Origin of the sequence: Luteimonas viscosa (assembly GCF_008244685.1) — a bacterium.
Taxonomy (GTDB): Bacteria; Pseudomonadota; Gammaproteobacteria; order Xanthomonadales; family Xanthomonadaceae; genus Luteimonas; species Luteimonas viscosa.
Genome location: NZ_VTFT01000001.1, coordinates 3099207 through 3118081 on the forward strand (window position 1 = coordinate 3099207; position 18875 = coordinate 3118081).

Genomic DNA, 18875 nt, shown 5'->3' on the forward strand with positions numbered 1-18875 from the left:
CGATGGCGCCGGCTTCTTCCATTCCGGAGACGCAGTATTAGCACCCCAGACAAGCAGAATCGCCGCAACAACGAAATCCGCGTGCCGCGCGTGCGCGTGATCGGTTCCGACGGAGAAATGGTCGGCGTGTTGTCGCGCGACGAAGCCTTGAAGATGGCCGAGGACGAAGGCCTCGATCTGGTCGAGATCCAGCCCAACGCGGATCCGCCGGTCTGCAAGATCATGGACTTCGGCAAGTTCAAGTTCGAGATGCAGAAGAAGGCCAACGAGGCCAAGAAGAAGACCCGCCAGGTCGAGATCAAGGAAGTGAAGTTCCGCCCCGTCACCGACGAGGGCGACTACCAGATCAAGCTGCGCAAGATGCGCGGCTTCCTGGAAGAGGGCGACAAGATCAAGGTCAACATCCGCTTCCGTGGCCGCGAGATGAGCCACCAGGAACTCGGCCGCGAGATGGCCTCGCGGATCGAGGCCGACCTCGGCGAAGACATCGTCATCGAATCGCGCCCGCGCCTGGAAGGCCGGCAGATGGTGATGATGATCGCCCCAAAGAAGAAATAATCGCCGCCGTAGGCGGCGATTCGTACCGTTCCCCTCCGCCCGCTTGCGGGGGAGGGTAAAGGGTGGGGGAGCGTGCCGAATGGCGCGCTTCGCTTTTCTGGTGTTTGGTCCGGCCGGGGAAAATCCAGCCGCTGGATGTTCAGGCGCCTCCGGACCGACGCCGCGCCCTGCCGCCCGGGGATCGCTCCTCCCTCGGTCAGGACATCCTGTCCTGACTCGGGCGCAGGACATCCATGTCCTGCTTGCCGCAATCCCCGGCCGACAGGACGCGGCTTGCCGCTGACGGGCCTGCGTTGCTTCGAGCCCTGTTGTCCGGAATGACGCCAGCGAACGGTGCGACCATCCCGGCCGCCACGTGCGCTGCAGGAGCGCCGCCGGGAACGACAGGATCGGCGGCGGATGGACGCCATCGTGTCCAGCCGAACCCCCTGATTTGCAAGCGAAACCCCCGGCGGGCATAATGGCCGGCCCGGTTCTCCGGGTGCGTCACGCAATCCCTTTGGACCCGCCCTGATGTCCTTTCGAATCAGCGGCTTACAAACCGGCCAGGCAGGAAGGAAAGTGCGTTCCAGCAAGCGACGCGCGGCGTAGCCGCAAAGTCGCCTGCCGAAGAACGCCGCCCGGGCCAGTACTAGAAACGACCCCAAGGACCACCCAATGTCGAAGATCAAGATCAAGACGCATCGGGGCGCGGCCAAACGCTTCCGGAAGACCGCTTCCGGCAAGTACAAGGCAGGCCACGCCAACCGCAGCCACATCCTCACCAAGAAGGCGACCAAGCGGAAGCGCAACCTCCGGCAGACGAACCATGTTCGTGCCGAGGACGCGGGCCGTCTGGACCGCATGCTTCCGTATCTCTGAGGAGGGCTGAACAATGGCACGAGTCAAGCGTGGCGTGCAGGCGCGCCGTCGTCACAAGAAGGTTCTCGGCCGCGCGAAGGGCTATTACAACGCCCGCCGCAAGGTCTTCCGCGTCGCCAAGCAGGCGGTCATCAAGGCGGAGCAGTACGCCTACATCGGCCGCAAGCAGAAGAAGCGCAACTTCCGTTCGCTGTGGATCACCCGCATCAACGCGGCGGCCCGCATCAACGGCATGAGCTACAGCCGTTTCATGAACGGCCTGCTCAAGGCCGGCATCACCCTGGACCGCAAGGTGCTGGCGGACATCGCCGTGCACGACGCGGCAGGGTTTACCGCCCTGACCGAAAAGGCGAAGGGCGCGCTCGCGGCGTAATGCACGTCCCCGTCGCTGCCGGCAGCCATGCCGGCCGGACGGCGGGAGACAAGCTGGTACACGCATGGGGAAGGGCGCAAGTCCTTCCCCATTCGTTTTTCAGGGGTCTGGCGATGCTGTCGCTGCCATCTCCGCAGTTGTCGTTTCCGCGGTTGTCATCCCCGCGGTTGTCATCCCGAGCGAAGCGAGGGATCCGCGGTCCGATCGACGCGGGATCACCTGCTTCGCCCGGGATGACGGCGCAGGGAACCGGCCGAGCCGGCAGTACCGGAATGGATTCAAGAACCGAGGACGTTCGATGAGCGGGATCGAATCACTGTCGGACCAGGCGCTGGCCGACATCGCCGCGGCGCCCACCGCCGACGCGCTGGAGGCGCTGCGGGTCGCGCTGCTCGGCAGGAGCGGCCGCATCACCGCACAGCTCAAGTCGCTGGGCGCGCTGCCTGCCGACCAGCGCAAGGCGGCGGGCGAGGCGATCAACCGCGCACGCGACGCCGTCGGCGAGGCGCTGGCCGCGCGCAAGGCGGCGCTGGAGGATGCGGAACTCGATGCGCGCCTGGCCGGCGAGTCGATCGACGTGACCCTGCCCGGGCGCGACCCGGGCCGCGGCGGGGTGCACCCGATCAGCCGCACGATGTCGCGCATGGCCGACATCTTCGGCCGGCTCGGCTACGACCTCGCCGACGGGCCCGAGATCGAGGACGACTGGCACAACTTCGAGGCCCTGAACTTCCCGCCGCACCACCCGGCGCGCGCGATGCACGACACCTTCTATTTCGGCGACGGGCGCCTGCTGCGTACGCATACCTCGGGCATGCAGGTGCGCTACATGCGCGACGCGGTGGCTGCCAGCAGCGGACCGCCGCTGCGCATGATCGCGCTGGGCAAGGTCTACCGCTCCGATTCCGACCAGACCCACTCGCCGATGTTCCACCAGTGCGAGGGCCTGCTGGTGGACGAGCATTCGACGTTCGCCGACCTCAAGGGCACGCTGGCCGAGTTCGTGCGCGCGTTCTTCGAGCGAGACTTCGAGATGCGGTTCCGGCCGAGCTATTTTCCGTTCGTCGAACCGGGCGCGGAAGTCGACATCGCCTGGCAGCGCCCGGACGGCAGCACGCGCTGGCTGGAGGTGCTGGGCTGCGGCATGGTGCACCCGAACGTGCTGCGTGCGGTCGACATCGACCCCGAGCGCTACACCGGCTTCGCCTTCGGCATGGGCGTGGAACGGCTGGCGATGCTGCGCTACGGCGTCGACGACCTGCGCGCGTTCTTCGACAACGACCTGCGCTTCCTCAGGCAGTTCGCGTAACCGGCAAACGCGTTATCCCGAGCCCAGCGAGGGATCTGGCTTCACTCTGCCGGACGCGGGATTCCTCGCTGCGCTCGGAATGACAAGGTGGTGGTGCAATGAAATTCAGCGAGAACTGGCTCCGTACGCACGTTCCCACCGACGCGACCCGCGAGCAGCTGGTCGAGGTGCTGACCGCGATCGGCCTGGAGGTCGAAGAGGTGACCGCGCTGGGCGAGGCGCTCGACGGCGTGGTGGTCGCGCGCATCGTCTCGACCGAGCGGCATCCGCAGGCCGACCGCCTGCAGGTCTGCCAGGTCGATGCCGGCGGCGCGCAGCCGTTGCAGATCGTCTGCGGCGCGCCGAACGCACGGGCCGGGCTGGTCGCGCCGCTGGCGACGATCGGCGCGACGCTCGGCGAGCTGACGATCCGGGCTGCGAAGCTGCGCGGCGTCGAATCCAGCGGGATGCTGTGCTCGGCGAAGGAGCTGGGCGTCGACGCCGACGCGGCGGGCCTGCTGGAACTGCCGGACGACGCGCCGGTGGGTACGCCGCTGGCCGATTACCTCGGCCTGCCCGACGCCAGCATCGAGATCAAGCTCACCCCCAACCGGGCCGACTGCTTCAGCCTGCGCGGGATCGCCTTCGACGTCGCCGCGGCCGTAGGCAGCGAAGTCGCCGCATACGACGCCACACCGGTTCCCGCTACCAGCGAAGCGCGACTGCCTGTCGAACTGCAGGCCGGCGCGGACGCACCACGCTATGTCGGCCGCGTGATCGAAGGCGTGGACGCGCGCGTGCCCACCCCGGTGTGGATGGCCGAGCGCCTGCGCCGCAGCGGCATCCGTCCGCTGAGTTTCCTGGTCGACGTCACCCAGTACGTGATGCTCGAGCTGGGCCAGCCGATGCACGCCTTCGACCGCGATCTGCTGCAGGGGCCGGTGAGCGTGCGCCGCGCGCGCGCCAACGAAACGCTGACCCTGCTCGACGGCCGCGACGTGATCCTGGACGAGGAGTTCCTCGCCATCACCGACGCCGACCGCCCGGTCGCGCTGGCCGGCGTGATGGGCGGTTTCGACACCCGGGTCACCGACGCCACGCGCAACGTGTTCCTGGAGGCCGCGCACTTCGCCCCGGCGGCGATCATCGGCCGCAGCCGGCGGCTGGGCATGCATACCGACGCCGCGCACCGCTTCGAGCGCGGCGTCGACCCGGCGCTGCCGCGCACCGCGATCGAGGTCGCCACCAGGCTGATCGTCGACATCGCCGGCGGTCGGCCGGGGCCGGTCGCGGAGGCGTCGCTGCAGGTGCACCTGCAGCAGCCGCAGCCGATCGCGCTGCGCCGTGCGCGACTGGCGCGCGTGCTCGGACTCACCGTGCCCGACCTCGCGGTCGAGCGGATCCTGCGCGCCCTGGACATGGAGGTGACGGCGGTCGACGAGGGCTGGCGCGTGCTGCCGCCGAGCCGCCGCTTCGATATCGCGATCGAGGAAGACCTGATCGAGGAAGTCGCGCGCATCCACGGCTACGACGCCGTCCCGACCACGCTGCCCGGTGGCGCCGCGCGCATCGCCGCCCCCAGCGAAACGCGCGTGGGCGAGGACGAAGTGCGCGCGCAACTGGTCGCGCGCGGCTACTTCGAGGCGGTGAACTTCGCGTTCGTCGACGAAGCCCTGCTGCGGCGCTGGCAGGCGGTCGAGGGCAGCGTCCCGCTGGCCAATCCGCTCAGCGCCGAACTCGGCGTGATGCGCACGCAGCTGCTGCCCGGCCTGGTCGCCGCCGTGGCACGCAACCTCGCGCGCCAGCAGTCGCGGGTGCGGCTGTTCGAGATCGGCAAGGTGTTCTGCGCGTCGGCGGGCGCCGGCGCACCGCCGGAAACGCAGCGCATTGCCGCGGCGATCCATGGCGACGCGCACGCCGAACAGTGGGGCGTGCCGGCACGCCCGGCCGATTTCCACGACCTCAAGGGCGATCTCGACAGCCTCGCCGCCTGTGCCGGTGCGCGGCTCGACTACCGCCCGTCGCAGGCCACCCACGGGCACCCGGGGCGCAGCGCCGAGGTGTGGCGCGTGGACGGCGAAGCGGAAGAAATGCTCGGCTGGATCGGCGAACTCCATCCGCGCCTGCTGCGCGCGCTGGACCTGGACGGCGCCGTGATCGCCTTCGAACTCGACCTGGCGCCGCTCCAGCGCCGCGCGATCGCGCGGGCGCAGGGGCTGTCGCGGTTCCCGTCCGTCCGCCGGGACATCGCGTTCGTCGCCCCGGAGAGCGTGCCCTGGGCCGCCCTGGAGGCGACCATCCGCACCGCCGCGGGCGCGCTGCTGGCCGATGTCCGGCTGTTCGACCGTTATCTCGGAAAGGGGGTCGAGCCGGGATTCAGAAGTCTCGCAACCGGCTTGATTCTGCAGGATAAATCGCGCACTCTCACCGACAGTGACGTGGATGTTGCAGTGGCCGGGGTCATGACCGCATTGCAGGATGCGCACGGCGCCAGGATCAGAAGCTGATGTTGCACCGGGGGACGGCGTGGCGTTGACCAAAGCGGAAATGGCCGAGAAGCTCTACGAGGAAGTCGGGCTCAACAAGCGCGAGGCGAAGGAATTCGTCGACGCGTTCTTCAACGTGCTGCGCGAGGCGCTGGAACAGGGCCGCCAGGTGAAACTCTCCGGCTTCGGCAACTTCGACCTGCGCCGCAAGAACGAACGCCCCGGACGCAACCCCAAGACCGGCGAGGAGATCCCGATCTCCGCGCGCACGGTGGTCACCTTCCGCCCCGGCCAGAAGCTCAAGGAACGCGTGGAAACCTACGCAGGCACGCGCGATGCTTGATCCCGGCAGCAACCGCGAACTCCCGCCGATCCCGGCCAAGCGCTACTTCACCATCGGCGAGGTCAGCGAGCTGTGCGACGTCAAGCCGCACGTGCTGCGCTACTGGGAAACCGAGTTCCCGAGCCTGAGCCCGGTCAAGCGCCGCGGCAACCGCCGTTACTACCAGCGCCACGACGTGCTGATGGTGCGCCAGATCCGCGGCCTGCTCTACGAGCAGGGCTACACCATCGGCGGCGCGCGCCTGCGGCTCGAGGGCGACGGCGCGAAGCAGGAATCGGCGATGAGCAGCCAGATCGTGCGCCAGGTACGGATGGAACTCGAGGAAATCCTGCACCTGCTCAAGCGCTGAGCCGGCGAGCAGTCGCGGTGCGATCGCCGCTGGCCGCTGGTCGCTGGTCGACCCCGCGGCCGACGGACCCTGTCCCGGGGCGACCCCGTGGATGCCGTGCGATGAAGCTCCTGCGAGCGTCATTCCTCCGATGTCCCCAAAGGTGCGCCAGCGCCCGAACGGCGGCGCATTCAGCCCGGGCGCGGCTCATCCGCGGACGAGCCGCGCTATAATCCGCTCCGATCCGGGGTATAGCGCAGCCTGGTAGCGCACTTGTCTGGGGGACAAGTGGTCGTCGGTTCAAATCCGGCTACCCCGACCAATTTCCCGAAGCCCGCCGCAAGGCGGGCTTTTTCGTTCACGGCGTTTCCGCTCCCGCGAGCCGGGCATGCGGCTGCCGGAATCGCCGCGCCCCGCTACCATGCGGGCGCATGGACGAAACCGAGCGCGAACTGATCGCAAGCCATGGGCTCGAACCGCATCCCGAGGGCGGCCACTACCGGCGCATGCATGTCTCGGCAGTCGAGGTGGAAGCCAACGGTCGGCGCCGGCCGGCGATGACCGCGATCCGCTACCTGCTCGGCGCCGGCGCGCGCAGCGAATGGCATCGCGTGGATGCCGACGAGGCCTGGCACTGGCAGCAGGGCGGCGTGCTGGACCTGCTGCAGTTCGACGCGGCCCGCGGCTTGTTGTCGCGCACGCGGCTGGGGCCGCCGCCAGCGGGCGAGGCGCTGCCGTGCATCGTGCCGGCGGGGACGTGGCAGTCGGCGCAAGCCCGCGATGCATGGGTGCTGGTCACCTGCACGGTCGCCCCGGGTTTCGTCTGGGAAGGTTTCGAACTGCTCGACCAGGGCAGCGGGCTCGCGCAGGAACTGCGGCGGCTCGGCGAGGTCAAGCGATGAGCGCTGGCGGCCGCACGTCGCCCGGAACACGGATGACCGCCATGCCTGTCGCCAGGTTGTTGCCGCTCCTGCTGCTGCTCGGTTCGGCACCCGTCTCCGCGCAGGAGGCCGCGACGCCGGTCGAGCCGTCCACGCCTGTCGCGGACCTCGCCGGACCGGCCGCCATCCCCTCCGCGCCCGGGGACGGCCGGATCGTCGATCACGAGACCGTGGTCGTCTCCGGCGTGCTGCCGGGGCCGGGATTGTGGAAGGTGCGCAAGGATGGGCACGTGCTGTACGTGATGGCCACGGTTTCGCCGCTGCCCAGGCGGATGCAATGGGAGTCGGCGGGCCTCGAATCGGTCGTCGCGCGCTCGCAGCAGGTGCTGCTGCCGCCGTCGTTCACCCTCGACGCGGGCGTGGGTGTGTTCCGCGGCATGCTGCTGTTGCCGTCGCTGCTCAAGGCGCGTCGCAATCCGGACGGCGCCACCTTGCAGCAGATGGTGTCGCCCGAGCTGTATGCACGCTGGGTGCCGCTGAAGCGACGTTACCTGGGCCGCAACCGCGGGGTCGAGCAGTGGCGGCCGATCTTCGCGGCGCAGGAGCTGTACGAGGCGGCGATGGACGAGTCGGGGCTCAGCCGCGAGGACGTGGTCGACAAGGCGGTCCGGCGCATGGCCAGGCGCCACGACGTCGAGCTGCGTGCGGTCAACTACAAGCTGGAGATCGAGGATCCCAAGGCGGTGATCCGCGAGTTCCAGGCGACCACGCTCGCCGACACCGAGTGCTTCGAGAAGACGCTGTCGCGGATCGAGGGCGATCTGGAGCTGATGCGTCGGCGGGCCAATGCCTGGGCAACCGGCGAGATCGATACCCTGCGCTCGCTTTCGATCGAGAACCAGTACAGCACCTGCATCCGCGCGATGACCGAGAATGGGCTGGCGCGCAGGCTCGGCGTGTCCGACCTGCGGCCGCGCCTGGACGCGATGTGGATCGCGGCTGCCGAGGAAACGCTGGCGGAGAACGCGTCCAGCTTCGCGATGCTGCCGCTGTCCCTCGTGACCGCGGCCGACGGCTACCTGGCGCGCCTGCGCGAAAGGGGCTACGTGGTCGAGCCCCCCTGAGCGCGGCTCACGACTCGATCCGGTCGCGGCCGCCGCGCTTGGCGCGGTACAGCGCGGCATCGGCTTCCTCGATCCACTGTTCCAGTGAATCGTGGCCGCCGTGCGCCGGCGCCATGCCGATGCTCGCGGTGATGCGCGAATCTCCCATTTCGGCGACACCGATGCGACGGATCTCGCGCCGAATCGCCTCGGCCACCAGCCGCGCATCGCCCGGCGGCGTGGCGTGCAGGACGATGCCGAACTCGTCGCCGCCGTAGCGTCCGGCGTCGTCGCTCTCGCGCAGGCCGGCGCGGATCGCCTCGGCCACGGCGCGCAGCACGTCGTCGCCCACGGCGTGGCCGTGGCGGTCGTTGGCGGCCTTGAAGTGGTCGATGTCGAGCAGCAGCAGGGTCGCGGGGATGCCTTCGGTCTGGCGCAGGTGCAGCGCCCGGTCGGCCAGCGCCTGCCAGTGCCGGCGCACGTGCAGCCCGGTCAGCGAATCGGTGCGGCTGAGTTCGTCGAGCAGGCGGTTCTTCTGGCGGATCTGCTGGACCATGCGGTTGCTGGCCAGGCTCACCGCGATGCTGTGGATCAGCAGCATCGGCAGGGCCACCAGCATCACCGTCGTGCTGGTGTCGGGACGCACCGCGAACCCGGTCGCCAGCCCGCCGAGCAGCAGGCCGGCCGCGAACACCGGCAGCGACCACAGCCACAGCCGCGGAATGCCGGTGCTGATCTTGTCCACGGTCACCAGGGTGAACAGCAGCACGCTCGGCAACAGGTTGAACTGCATCATCGCCACCCAGAAGCCGGTCTGGGCCGAATCCAGCAGCAGGTTGCGCAGTTCGGCGCGATAGGGCGAAGCGCTGCTCCGCGCCACCAGCAGGGCCAGGTGCGGCCACACCAGGCCGGTGAACGCGCACAGGCTCCAGACCAGCGGCGAGGCGCCGTTCTCGCGCAGCACCGCGGCGATGCACAGCGCGCCCAGGCCCATGCCGAGCAGGCGGAAAACGTAGGTGCGTTGTGGGAGCCGGTCGAAGCCGTGGGGCGCGGGCGCCCGGCCCGACCGGCCGCTGTTCGTTTGCACGCCACGTCTCCCCGGGCGAATGCGGCAAGCGGTGCCGGCGGCAGCCGGCGTCCCGATGATTCTAGCGGGCGATTCCGGCCGGAGCGTGCGAGCGCCACGGCTTGAATCGTCGATCCACAGCGCCCACGCCTGTGGCTCAGCGCCCAGGCGGTGGCGCCAGCCCGGCTGGCCCGGGCCCTGGGGCCACCCGATCATCGACGCGGCGGCGATGGCCGTCGACGGCACGATGCGGCCGCCGCACAGGAATCCTGCTGTCGTTCGCTCAGCCCGAAGCGCTGAGCCTGGCGCGCTGGTCCCCCGCCTGCGGCCAGCGCGCGATGATCGCGGCGCGGATGCCGGCGGCGTCCAGGCCGGCCTCGGCCAGCAGCGCCTCGCGGCTGGCATGGTGCTGGAACGCATCGGGTAGGCCCAGCTGCAACACCGGCAGCAGCACGCCCTGCGCCTGCAGCAGCTCGAGCACGCCCGAGCCGGCACCGCCCATCACCACGTTGTCCTCGAGCGTGACGAAGCCCTCGTGGGTCTGCGCCAGTTCCAGCACCAGCGCGCGGTCGAGCGGCTTGACGAAGCGCATGTTGACCACGGTCAGGCCCAGCTCGGCGCCGACCTGTTCGGCCGCCGGCACCAGCGCGCCGAAGGCGAGCAGGGCCAGGCGCGCGCCCTGGCGGCGCACCTGCGCCTTGCCGATCGGCAGGGTATCGAGCGCCTGTCCCGGCGCCACGCCCGGACCGGTGCCACGGGGGTAGCGCACCGCGGCAGGCCCGCGGTGGGCGAAGCCGGTGCTGAGCATCTGCCGGCACTCCTCCTCGTCGGCGGGCGCCATCACCACCATGTTCGGCACGCAGCGCAGGAAGCTCAGGTCGAGGTTGCCGGCGTGGGTCGCGCCGTCCGGGCCGACCACGCCGCCGCGGTCGATCGCGAACAGCACGTCGAGGTCCTGCAGGGCGACGTCGTGCACCAGCTGGTCGTAGCCGCGCTGCAGGAACGTGGAATAGATCGCCACGACCGGCTTCGCGCCCTCGCAGGCCATGCCCGCCGCCAGCGTCACCGCGTGCTGCTCGGCGATGGCGACGTCGAAATAGCGCTCCGGGTACTCCCTGCTGAAGCGCACCAGGCCGGACCCTTCGCGCATCGCCGGGGTGATGGCCAGCAGCGAGGGATCCGCCGCGGCCATGTCGCACAGCCAGTCGCCGAAGACGTCGGTGTAGGTCGGCTTCTTGGCGCCGGCCTTGGCCACCAGGCCCTTGCTCGGATCGAAAGGCGAGACCGCGTGGTAGCCGATCTGGTCGCCCTCGGCCAGTTCGTAGCCCTTGCCCTTGGTGGTGATCACGTGCAGCAGCTGCGGACCCTTCAGGCCCTTGAGCGTCTTGAGCGCGCCGACCAGCGCCCTGACGTCGTGGCCGTCGATCGGGCCGGTGTAGTGGAAGCCCATCTCCTCGAACAGCGTGGACGGCACGAACATGCCCTTCCAGTGCTCCTCCCAGCGGCGCACGAAGCGCGCGGGCCCGCTGCTGCGCTTGTCGCCGAGCAGTTTCTTGCCGCCCTCGCGCAAGGCGTTGAGGGTCGAACTGCTGGTCATGCGGCCGAGCATCCGGGTCACGCCGCCGACCGCTTCGGAGATCGACATGCGGTTGTCGTTGAGGATCACCAGCAGGTCGGGTTCGTCGTCCATGCCGCCGGCGTGGTTGAGCGCCTCGTAGGCCATGCCGGCGGTCATCGCGCCATCGCCGATGACCGCCACCACCCGCCGGCCGTTGTCCGTGCGCGCGTTGGCGATGGCCATGCCCAGGGCGGCGGAGATCGAGGTCGAGGAATGGCCGACGCCGAAGGTGTCGTACTCGCTTTCCTCGCGCTTGGGGAACGGCGCCACGCCGCCGGCCTGCTTGACGGTGTGGATGCTGTCGCGGCGCCCGGTGAGGATCTTGTGCGGGTAGGTCTGGTGGCCGACGTCCCAGACGATGCGGTCGTCGGGGGTATCGTAGATCCAGTGCAATGCGGTGGTCAGTTCGACCACGCCCAGGCCCGCGCCGAAATGGCCGCCGGACTTGCCGACCGACTCGATCAGGTAGGCGCGCAGTTCATCGGCGATGGCGGGCAGTTCTGCTTCTTCGAACTGGCGCAGCTCGGCCGGGCTGCCGATGCGCGCAAGGCGCGGGTAGCGCGTGGAATCGATCATCCGCGCATTGTAAATCCTGCGCAGGGTGCGCGACGTTCACGCCGCGGCCGGGCTCAGCGGCCGCGCAGCCGCCCGAGCAGGCCGCCGCTGCGGGGCGGGGCGGCGGGTTCGGCGGGCTGCTCCGCCACCGGCTCGGCGACCCCGGTGGCCAGGTTGGCGTTCACGAAATCGGCGATTTCGCCCAGGGCGATGCCGCTGGCCTCTGCGATGTCCTCCAGCTTCGCCGGCCCCTTCATCATCGCGGTGGCGATGCGGAAGTGGCGCGGGAACTCGCGCTCGGTCTGCGGCCAGCGGTTGAGCTGGTACTTCGCCCCGGGGTCGTAGCCCGGCAGCAGTCGGCCCTGGCCGCTGACCAGGCCGCCGAGCCAGACCAGGCGCAGCAGCGGCTGGGCGGCACCGGCGCCGGCGGTCTCCTGCTCCCAGGCGCCGTCGTCCACGGACTCCAGGTCCTGGCGCGCGACCTCGCCCTCGAAATACTGCATCAGCGGCTTGAGTGCCGACGGGCCGTGATAGGTGCGGCCATCGGCATCGATCAGCAGGGTCGGTCCGCTGGGGCGGCGGTAGCGCAGGTGACCGCGCAGTTCGCCGCTGGTCAGCCAGCCCAGGAGGTTGCCTGCGGTGGCGGCCACGACCGGTTCGGGTTCGCGCTCGGGTTCCGCTTCCGGTTCGGGAGTCGCCGAAGGTTCCGGTTGGGAAGCGGCAGCCGGCGGGCCCGGCGACGCCGCGGAATCGGGCTGGCGATCGCTGCCGGCGTCGGGCTCGATCGCCGTGGCGACGGCGGGTGCGGCGGCCGTCCCGGGAACCGCCGGAGTCGGACTGGGCGCCTGCGGTTCGACCGATGGCTGCGACGCCACCTCGCCCGCGATCTCCTGCAGCAGCGCGGTCAGGGTGTCCACGCTGAACGGGCGCGACAGGCGGAAATCGGTCTGCGTGCGCATCGCCGAGGTCAGCCCGACCACGCGCTTGCCCGAAGCGTGCAGGCGCAGCCAGCTCATCGGCCCGTACATGCTGTCCATGTCGACCACGATGTGGTCGGCCTGCGTTTCCGGCAGCAGTTGCCAGCGTCCGGCCAGGCGTTCGTTGGCTTCGAGGAAGGCCGCCTTGAGCGCCGCCTCGGTGGCTGGATCCATCCCGGCCAGGCCGATGGTCAGGGACATGCGCAGGTTCGCTGGTGGATGACCGGGCGAGTGTAAACCAGCGGCATCGCGTCCGGTGGCGCGTGCGCGACGGAGGGTTCGGCAACCGCGGCGCGATGGCGGCGGACGGCGCCGGCGATGCCCGCGTCGCCACGCCGACGCGCCGCGTGGAACCGGTGACGCCGACCCGCGTGCTATTGCGCCAGGCGCCGGCGCTTGGGCAGGTGCGAGGTCAGGAAGGCCATCTGGTCGGCCAGGATGTTGCGGTTGCTCAGGATCAGATGCTCGATCCAGCTCGGCCGGTAGGGCACCGCCAGCAACGGCATCGACGCCTGCTGCGGCGTACGTCCGCCCTTGCGCGAGTTGCAGTGGAAGCAGGCGCAGACCACGTTCTCCCAGGTGTCCCTGCCGCCCTTCGACAGGGGCATCACGTGGTCGCGCGTGAGCAGCTGGCGGCTGTAGCTCTTGCCGCAGTACATGCACAGGTACTGGTCGCGGGCGAACAGCGCGGCGTTGGTCAGCGCCGGGGTCGGGTCGAGCGCGTGCGCGCGGACGTGGCCGCGCGCGGCGATGATCGGGTGCAGGTCGAGGATGCTGCGCAATCCGGTCTGGCGGCAGGTGCCGCCGTGGACGCTCAGGCAGGGATCGCCGAGGGTCCAGGCCACCGCCTCGCGCGCGTACAGGCAGGCCGCGTCCTGCCAGCTGATCCAGTTGAGGGCGCGGCCGTGGGCGTCGAGCGACAGCAGGCGTACCGAGTCGAGGCGCGCGGGCAGGGTATGCGCCGCCATCATGCCGTCGGCGGAGTCCGGTCCCGCGGGGGTCCCGATCCGGTTCAGGCGTCGATTTGCTCTGTCGGCCTCCATCGGAGACCAAGCTTATACGCGATTGATGACGTCTTGTGTAGGCGAGGCACCGGCGTCGCGCCGCCCGGGGAGGCGGGGTGGCGCGATGGCGTCACGCGCGATCGCTGCCGATGCGCCGGGCGTGGTCGATCAGCGATTCCAGGCTGCTCGAGCCGCCGGTATTCTCGCCGCGCGTCGCGCCCGCGTCCCCAAGGCGCGAGTGGACGCTGCCGACGCGGAACCCGAACAGGTCGAGCGCGGTGAAGAAGGCCGGTTCGTCATCGCGCAGCAGCGTGTGCACGTCTTCGAACTGGTCGTCGGTCATGAACAGCGATGTGCCTGCATCGGTGAATTCCAGGAAATCCGCCGGCAGCGTCGCGACGAAACTGACCGTTGCGCTGCCGCCGGATTCCAGTTGCAGGCGCGCCTGGCGCGTGATGTCGTGCAGGTTGCTGCGAACCACGGAAACCGAATACGAGGTGATGGGATCGGAAATGGGCATTGCAGTGACTCCGGATGAATTCCGGGGAAGGCCGCGAGGACCGCTGACGGCTCGCGGGATTACCGCGACCGCGCCACGGAGCCGACCGGCTCGCGCCGCTTCGGCAGCGGCAACAGCATCGGCACCTCGCGCTGGTAGCGGCGGTAGGCCTCGCCGTGCATCGCGACCAGGTCGCGCTCTTCGAGCAGTTTCACTGCCAGCACGATGTAGCCGGTCGTCGCCAGCGCGAACAGCAGATGGCCCTGGCTCATGTGCGGCGTGGCCCAGAACGCGATCAGGAAACCCAGCATCAGCGGGTGGCGCACGAGGCGGTAGAGCGAGCGCGTGACGAAAGGCAGATGGGCCGCCGTCTTCCCGCGTGCATGCAACCAGACCTGGCGCAGGCCGAACAGTTCGCAGTGGCTGATCAGGAACGTGCCGACCAGCACCAGCAGCCAGCCGCATGCGGACAGGGCGTGGAGCATCCAGTACAGCGCGGGGGTCTCGACCTGCCAGACCGGTGACGGCATCGGCCGCCACCAGGCGAACATCGCCACCAGCGCCAGGCTTGCGCACAGCACGTAGGTGCTGCGTTCGACGTGCTCGGGCACGAAACGCGTCAGCCAGCGCTTGAACGCGGGCCGCGCCATCACGCTGTGCTGCGCGGCGAACAGTCCCAGCAGCGCGGCATTGACCAGCAATGCCGGGAGCAGCGGGCCGGCGAGGCCACCGTCGATGTGCTTTGGCACGCCGAGCCCGGTGACGAAACCGATGGCATAGGTGAAGGTCGCCAGGAAAACGAGGTAGGAAACGACGCCGTAGAACAAGGCAAGGACGCGGGGCATGGAGGTCTCCGGGGCAGGGCCGCGATGCCTGCCGCACGAGGGGTGCGCGCGGCATGGCATCGGTGAGCCGTCAGGCTCGCGCGCCCGCGCCCTTCCTCCAATGGAAAGATTGTCCCGATCCGGGGTGGAACGCCCACCAGGCGGGACGTTTGTCCCGGTCGCAGACTCAGGAAGGATCGATCAGCTGGTGCGCGTGGGCGTGGGCGATCGCTCCCGCGCGGCTGTGCACGCCCAGCTTCGCGTACAGGCCGGTGAGCTGGTTGCGCACGGTCTTTTCGGAGATCCCCAGCCGCCAGGCGATCTCGGCGTTGCCCAGTCCCTGGCACAGCAGCGGCAGCAGTTCGCGCTCGCGCCGGCTGAGTCCGGCGGGCGCACCGGCGGCGGCCGCCTGCACCCCCGTGAACGCGAGCACCGCATCGCGGAAAGCGGTCCACGCCGGCTCCTGCTCCAGCAGCACGTGGTTGCATGAATCCAGTTCCACGAACTCGGCCCCGGGGATGCCGCTGGCCAGGCGCACGCCTTCGGAGAACGGCACCACCTGGTCGCGCCGCCCGTGCAGTACCAGGGTCGGCACGCGCACCTGCGCCAGCAGTTCGCGCACGTCGACGTTCGCACGCGCCTCCATCAGCGTCGCGCCGATCTCGCCGCGCGTGGTCTTGAGGCAGAGCTCGTTGAGCCAGCCCACCTGCTGCGGGTCGCCGGTGGGGATGAAGCGCGAGGTGAACAGCTGGCGGAAGGCCGGGTTGCCATGGTCCCAGCCACTGCGCAGCAGCTCCACCACGGCGCGGTAGAGCCGGGCGGCCTCTGCGTCTTCCCGCCGGTAGGAGCCCACCACGTAGCCGCCGTAGAGGATCAGGTGAGAGACCCGCTCGGGGTGGCGGACGGCATAGGCCACTGCGGTGGCCGCCCCCTGGCTGATACCGAGCAGGGCGAAAGGCCGTTCGATGGCGGCGGCTTCCACCACCTGCTCGAGATCGTCCAGCCAGCGCGCGGAGGACAGGTCGCCGACCTCGCGGTCGCTCATGCCGCAGCCGCGCTCGTCGTGGCGGATGTAGCGGTAGTGGCCGGCGAGAAAGCGCATCCAGTGGCGCCAGACCGGGCTTTCCCAGTCGTACTGCAGGTGGGTCAGCCAGTTGGCGGCCTTGACCAGCGGCAGCCCCTGTCCGGCCTCGGCCCACGCCAGGCCGATGCCGTCGCCGGTTCGCAGGTAGCGGATGCGCTGTTGGCCCATGGTCTGCAGGCTACAACGCAGTCGCAGCCGCGGAACGGCCCTGCGTCGGCGACCGCCCGTGGCCGGCCGCCGATGCGGTTCAGGCGTCGAACGCGGCCTCGTCCAGCGCCAGCAGAGGCGCCGGGCCGCTGTCGATCGCGGCCTTGTGGGCGAGCGTGCGCGGCAGCAGGCGGGCGAAGTAGAAGCGCGCGGTCTCGCGCTTGGCGTCCTTGAATGCCTGCGGCTGCGACGAGTCGTCCGCCGCGGCCACGCTGCGCGCCCACCAGTAGGCCAGCGCGACATAGCCCGAGTAGAACAGGTAGTCGTACGCGGCCGCGCCGATCTCCTCCGGGTCGGACATCGCACGCTTGCCGATCGACAGCGTCAGCGCCTGCCATTCGCCGGCCTTCTCGCGCAGCGGCGCCACGAACTCGGCCAGCGCGTCGTTGCCGGCCTGCTCCTCGCAGAACGACTGCACCAGGCCGAGGAACACCTTCAGCCCAGCACCCTGCAGCTGCATGGTCTTGCGACCCATCAGGTCCAGCGCCTGGATGCCGGTGGTGCCTTCGTACAGCGTGGTGATGCGCGCATCGCGCGCCAGCTGCTCCATGCCGTGCTCGGCGATGTAGCCGTGGCCGCCGTAGCACTGCAGCGCGTGGTAGGTGCATTCCACGCCCCACTCGGTGAGGCAGGCCTTGACGATCGGGGTGAGGAAGCCGAGCAGGTCGTCGGCCTGCTTGCGCTCGGCCTCGCTCGCGCCGTGGGTGGCGATGTCGACCTGCAGCCCGGCGTGGTACGACAGCGCGCGCCCGCCTTCGATCAGCGCCTTGCAGGTCAGCAGCATGCGGCGCACGTCGGGCTGCACGATGATCGGATCGGCCGGCTTGGCGGGGAACTTCGCCCCCGACAGCGCGCGCGACTGCAGCCGTTCGCGCGAGTACCGCAGCGCGTTCTGGTACGCGCGTTCGGACAGTCCCAGCCCCTGCATGCCGACACCGATGCGCGCGGTATTCATCATGGTGAACATCGCCGCCAGGCCCTTGTGCGGCTGGCCGATGAGGTAGCCCTGGGCGCCGTCGAAGTTCATCACGCAGGTCGCCGAGGCGTGGATGCCCATCTTGTGCTCCACCGCGCCGCAGCGCAGCGCGTTGCGCGCGCCCTGGGCGCCGTCGCGCGCGACCTGGAACTTGGGCACGATGAACAGCGAGATGCCCTTGCTGCCGGCCGGCGCATCCGGCAGCCGCGCCAGCACCAGGTGGACGATGTTCGGGGTCAGGTCGTGCTCGCCGGCGGTGATGAAGATCTTGGTGCCGGTGATCGAATGGGTGCCGTCGCCGTTCGGCTCGGCGCGGGTCTTGAGCAGGCCCAGGTCGGTGCCGCAATGCGGCTCGGTCAGGCACATGGTGCCGGTCCACTCGCCCGACACCAGCTTCGTCAGGAACACCTCGCGCTGCCATTCCTCGCCGTGGTGCAGCAGCGCACTCGCGGCGCCGTGCGAAAGCAGCGGGAAGTTGCCCCAGGCCAGGTTGGCCGCGTCGATCATTTCCTCCAGCGGCATGCCCAGCACGTGCGGCAGGCCCATGCCGCCGTACGCGGTGGGCGCGGCCAGGCCGCCCCAGCCACCGTCGGAGAACTGCACGTAGGCGTCGCGGAAGCCGGGCGCGGTGGTGACGCTGCCGTCGTCCTTGTCGTAGCGCACGCCGAATTCGTCGCCGACCCGGTTCAACGGCGCCAGCACCGTGTCGCAGAAGCGCGCGGCCTCGTCGAGCACGGCGTCGACGGTCTCGCGGCCGGCATCGTCGAAGCGCAGGTGGCGGAAGCTGGACTCGACGTCGAGCACGTCGAAGAGCGCGAAACGGATGTCGCGCAGCGGTGCGGAGTAGCTGCTCATCGGGGAATGTCGCCTGCAGGGAATCTGTTCGGGATCAGCGCAGGACGCCGGGCAGCCCCGGCACCGGGCTCAGCCGGCTGTCGCGCTCGACCTCGTAGTCGCGGACCTTGCCGCGATCGGTCGGCGCGGCGTCGATCGTGCCCTCGATGCGGTAGTCGACGCCGCGACCGTCGGCAAGCCGGCCGGCCAGCAGCAAGCGCGCATCCGCGGAGGGATCGAAGGCCACCGTCACCACGTCGGCCGATTCGGGCCCGATCGTCAGCGCGGGCTGCGTGGCGAGCATGCCGGCGTCCTGGTCGCCCACCCGCAGCGCGAACGACACGCGCTCGAAGCGCATCGGGATGCTGCTGTAGTTCTGCAGCCGCAGCTCGATCGACCAGCGGCCATCGGCCTGCACGGTGAGCTGCTGCAGGCTCGCCGTCGGCTCGGACACGCGGCGCGGGATGCCGCCGCTCGAACAGGCTGCCAGGAACGCCACCAGCAGACCGGTCGCCAGCATCGCCGGCCCACGCCATCCAAGCTTCATGTCGAACCCACCAGTCGTCACGGACCAGCGCAGGATACTACGACGTATGGACCCGTCCGCGTGCCTGGTCTGGCGGCAGGGTGGGGGCGGCTTCAGTTGCGTCCCTCCGCCCGCGCGCGCCGCATGTCCCTGCATCGCGCCTGCGCACGCGACGCTTCGATACGCCCGCCGTCGCGCGGTGTGCCACAGCCGCTTCGTGGCCTGGCGGATCCTCCGTACGTCCAACCGTGGGCCCCGCCCGGGCCGGTTCCGCGATGGTCATGCCGGGGATCGGCTTGCCCCCCGTATCCCGCCCCCGTATCATTACCGGCTCGCACGGCCCAGCGCCGCAGCGTGCCGGCCGGGTAGCTCAGTTGGTAGAGCAGGGGATTGAAAATCCCCGTGTCGGGGGTTCGATTCCCTCCCCGGCCACCATGTATAGCGTGCGTAACTGTAGGCCCTGCAAGGCTTTTTGCCCTGCGGG

At 69.9% G+C, this 18875-nt stretch carries 18 protein-coding genes and 2 tRNA genes; 11 read left to right on the forward strand and 9 right to left on the reverse strand.

Annotation, left to right across the window (positions count from 1 at the left end; genetic code table 11):
• Nucleotides 1-36: 36 nt before the first annotated feature.
• From infC to FZO89_RS13795, 10 genes are all read left to right on the forward strand, one after another.
• A complete protein-coding gene (gene infC / locus FZO89_RS13750) occupies nt 37-558 on the forward strand; it encodes a translation initiation factor IF-3 (protein ID WP_187471201.1) in 522 nt (173 codons plus the stop codon).
• Between the two features lie 657 nt (nt 559-1215).
• Entirely contained in the window at nt 1216-1419 is a 204-nt protein-coding gene (gene rpmI, locus FZO89_RS13755) for a 50S ribosomal protein L35 (RefSeq protein ID WP_100322122.1), read from the forward strand.
• Between the two features lie 13 nt (nt 1420-1432).
• Nucleotides 1433-1792, forward strand: coding sequence for a 50S ribosomal protein L20 (rplT, locus tag FZO89_RS13760; protein ID WP_149103786.1), 360 nt, complete (start codon nt 1433-1435; stop codon nt 1790-1792).
• A gap of 298 nt (nt 1793-2090) precedes the next feature.
• The gene (pheS, locus tag FZO89_RS13765; protein ID WP_149103787.1) at nt 2091-3101 is read left to right on the forward strand and encodes a phenylalanine--tRNA ligase subunit alpha; all 1011 of its coding nucleotides are present in this window, start codon (nt 2091-2093) and stop codon (nt 3099-3101) included.
• 98 nt (nt 3102-3199) lie between these two features.
• Nucleotides 3200-5587, forward strand: coding sequence for a phenylalanine--tRNA ligase subunit beta (gene pheT, locus FZO89_RS13770; protein WP_149103788.1), 2388 nt, complete (start codon nt 3200-3202; stop codon nt 5585-5587).
• A gap of 19 nt (nt 5588-5606) precedes the next feature.
• The gene (locus FZO89_RS13775; RefSeq protein WP_149103789.1) at nt 5607-5909 is read left to right on the forward strand and encodes an integration host factor subunit alpha; all 303 of its coding nucleotides are present in this window, start codon (nt 5607-5609) and stop codon (nt 5907-5909) included.
• Nucleotides 5902-6258, forward strand: coding sequence for a MerR family transcriptional regulator (locus FZO89_RS13780; protein ID WP_149103790.1), 357 nt, complete (start codon nt 5902-5904; stop codon nt 6256-6258). The genes FZO89_RS13775 and FZO89_RS13780 overlap by 8 nt, the downstream gene beginning before the upstream one ends.
• Nucleotides 6259-6482: 224 nt before the next feature.
• Nucleotides 6483-6559: transfer RNA gene (locus FZO89_RS13785), tRNA-Pro, on the forward strand.
• Between the two features lie 109 nt (nt 6560-6668).
• Entirely contained in the window at nt 6669-7139 is a 471-nt protein-coding gene (locus FZO89_RS13790) for a cupin domain-containing protein (RefSeq protein ID WP_149103791.1), read from the forward strand.
• Nucleotides 7140-7171: 32 nt separating this feature from the next.
• Complete coding sequence (locus FZO89_RS13795) at nt 7172-8242, forward strand: TraB/GumN family protein (RefSeq protein ID WP_187471157.1); 1071 nt, start codon at nt 7172-7174, stop codon at nt 8240-8242.
• A gap of 7 nt (nt 8243-8249) precedes the next feature.
• Here the strand turns inward: FZO89_RS13795 and FZO89_RS13800 are convergent, their stop codons facing one another.
• From FZO89_RS13800 to FZO89_RS13840, 9 genes are all read right to left on the reverse strand, one after another.
• A complete protein-coding gene (locus FZO89_RS13800; RefSeq protein WP_222928120.1) occupies nt 8250-9308 on the reverse strand; it encodes a sensor domain-containing diguanylate cyclase in 1059 nt (352 codons plus the stop codon).
• A gap of 262 nt (nt 9309-9570) precedes the next feature.
• A complete protein-coding gene (gene dxs / locus FZO89_RS13805; RefSeq protein WP_149103794.1) occupies nt 9571-11481 on the reverse strand; it encodes a 1-deoxy-D-xylulose-5-phosphate synthase in 1911 nt (636 codons plus the stop codon).
• A 53-nt stretch (nt 11482-11534) separates the two neighbouring features.
• Nucleotides 11535-12638, reverse strand: a complete 1104-nt coding sequence (locus FZO89_RS13810) for a hypothetical protein (RefSeq protein WP_149103795.1) — start codon at nt 12636-12638, stop codon at nt 11535-11537.
• Between the two features lie 173 nt (nt 12639-12811).
• Nucleotides 12812-13480 (reverse strand): HNH endonuclease, encoded by a 669-nt coding sequence (locus tag FZO89_RS13815; protein WP_187471158.1) that lies wholly within the window; start codon nt 13478-13480, stop codon nt 12812-12814.
• Between the two features lie 91 nt (nt 13481-13571).
• The gene (locus FZO89_RS13820) at nt 13572-13961 is read right to left on the reverse strand and encodes a hypothetical protein (protein ID WP_149103797.1); all 390 of its coding nucleotides are present in this window, start codon (nt 13959-13961) and stop codon (nt 13572-13574) included.
• A 59-nt stretch (nt 13962-14020) separates the two neighbouring features.
• Nucleotides 14021-14785, reverse strand: a complete 765-nt coding sequence (gene mddA / locus FZO89_RS13825; protein WP_149103798.1) for a methanethiol S-methyltransferase — start codon at nt 14783-14785, stop codon at nt 14021-14023.
• A gap of 166 nt (nt 14786-14951) precedes the next feature.
• Nucleotides 14952-16016 carry an alpha/beta fold hydrolase gene (locus FZO89_RS13830; RefSeq protein ID WP_149103799.1) on the reverse strand — a complete coding sequence of 355 codons (1065 nt, stop codon included), beginning with the start codon at nt 16014-16016 and terminating at the stop codon, nt 14952-14954.
• 79 nt (nt 16017-16095) lie between these two features.
• Nucleotides 16096-17886 carry an acyl-CoA dehydrogenase C-terminal domain-containing protein gene (locus FZO89_RS13835; protein ID WP_149103800.1) on the reverse strand — a complete coding sequence of 597 codons (1791 nt, stop codon included), beginning with the start codon at nt 17884-17886 and terminating at the stop codon, nt 16096-16098.
• A gap of 34 nt (nt 17887-17920) precedes the next feature.
• Nucleotides 17921-18412, reverse strand: a complete 492-nt coding sequence (locus FZO89_RS13840; RefSeq protein ID WP_149103801.1) for an LEA/WHy family protein — start codon at nt 18410-18412, stop codon at nt 17921-17923.
• Between the two features lie 338 nt (nt 18413-18750).
• Here FZO89_RS13840 and FZO89_RS13845 point away from each other — a divergent pair.
• Nucleotides 18751-18826, forward strand: a tRNA-Phe gene (locus FZO89_RS13845).
• Nucleotides 18827-18875: the final 49 nt, after the last annotated feature.

Coding starts and splice junctions, on each gene's coding strand:
- rpmI (WP_100322122.1), top strand. CDS start 1,216: ATGTCGAAGATCAAGATCAAGACGCATCGGGGCGCGGCCAAACGCTTC.
- rplT (WP_149103786.1), top strand. CDS start 1,433: ATGGCACGAGTCAAGCGTGGCGTGCAGGCGCGCCGTCGTCACAAGAAG.
- pheS (WP_149103787.1), top strand. CDS start 2,091: ATGAGCGGGATCGAATCACTGTCGGACCAGGCGCTGGCCGACATCGCC.
- pheT (WP_149103788.1), top strand. CDS start 3,200: ATGAAATTCAGCGAGAACTGGCTCCGTACGCACGTTCCCACCGACGCG.
- FZO89_RS13780 (WP_149103790.1), top strand. CDS start 5,902: ATGCTTGATCCCGGCAGCAACCGCGAACTCCCGCCGATCCCGGCCAAG.
- FZO89_RS13790 (WP_149103791.1), top strand. CDS start 6,669: ATGGACGAAACCGAGCGCGAACTGATCGCAAGCCATGGGCTCGAACCG.
- FZO89_RS13795 (WP_187471157.1), top strand. CDS start 7,172: ATGACCGCCATGCCTGTCGCCAGGTTGTTGCCGCTCCTGCTGCTGCTC.
- dxs (WP_149103794.1), bottom strand. CDS start 11,481: ATGATCGATTCCACGCGCTACCCGCGCCTTGCGCGCATCGGCAGCCCG.
- FZO89_RS13810 (WP_149103795.1), bottom strand. CDS start 12,638: ATGTCCCTGACCATCGGCCTGGCCGGGATGGATCCAGCCACCGAGGCG.
- FZO89_RS13815 (WP_187471158.1), bottom strand. CDS start 13,480: ATGGAGGCCGACAGAGCAAATCGACGCCTGAACCGGATCGGGACCCCC.
- FZO89_RS13820 (WP_149103797.1), bottom strand. CDS start 13,961: ATGCCCATTTCCGATCCCATCACCTCGTATTCGGTTTCCGTGGTTCGC.
- mddA (WP_149103798.1), bottom strand. CDS start 14,785: ATGCCCCGCGTCCTTGCCTTGTTCTACGGCGTCGTTTCCTACCTCGTT.
- FZO89_RS13830 (WP_149103799.1), bottom strand. CDS start 16,016: ATGGGCCAACAGCGCATCCGCTACCTGCGAACCGGCGACGGCATCGGC.
- FZO89_RS13835 (WP_149103800.1), bottom strand. CDS start 17,886: ATGAGCAGCTACTCCGCACCGCTGCGCGACATCCGTTTCGCGCTCTTC.
- FZO89_RS13840 (WP_149103801.1), bottom strand. CDS start 18,412: ATGAAGCTTGGATGGCGTGGGCCGGCGATGCTGGCGACCGGTCTGCTG.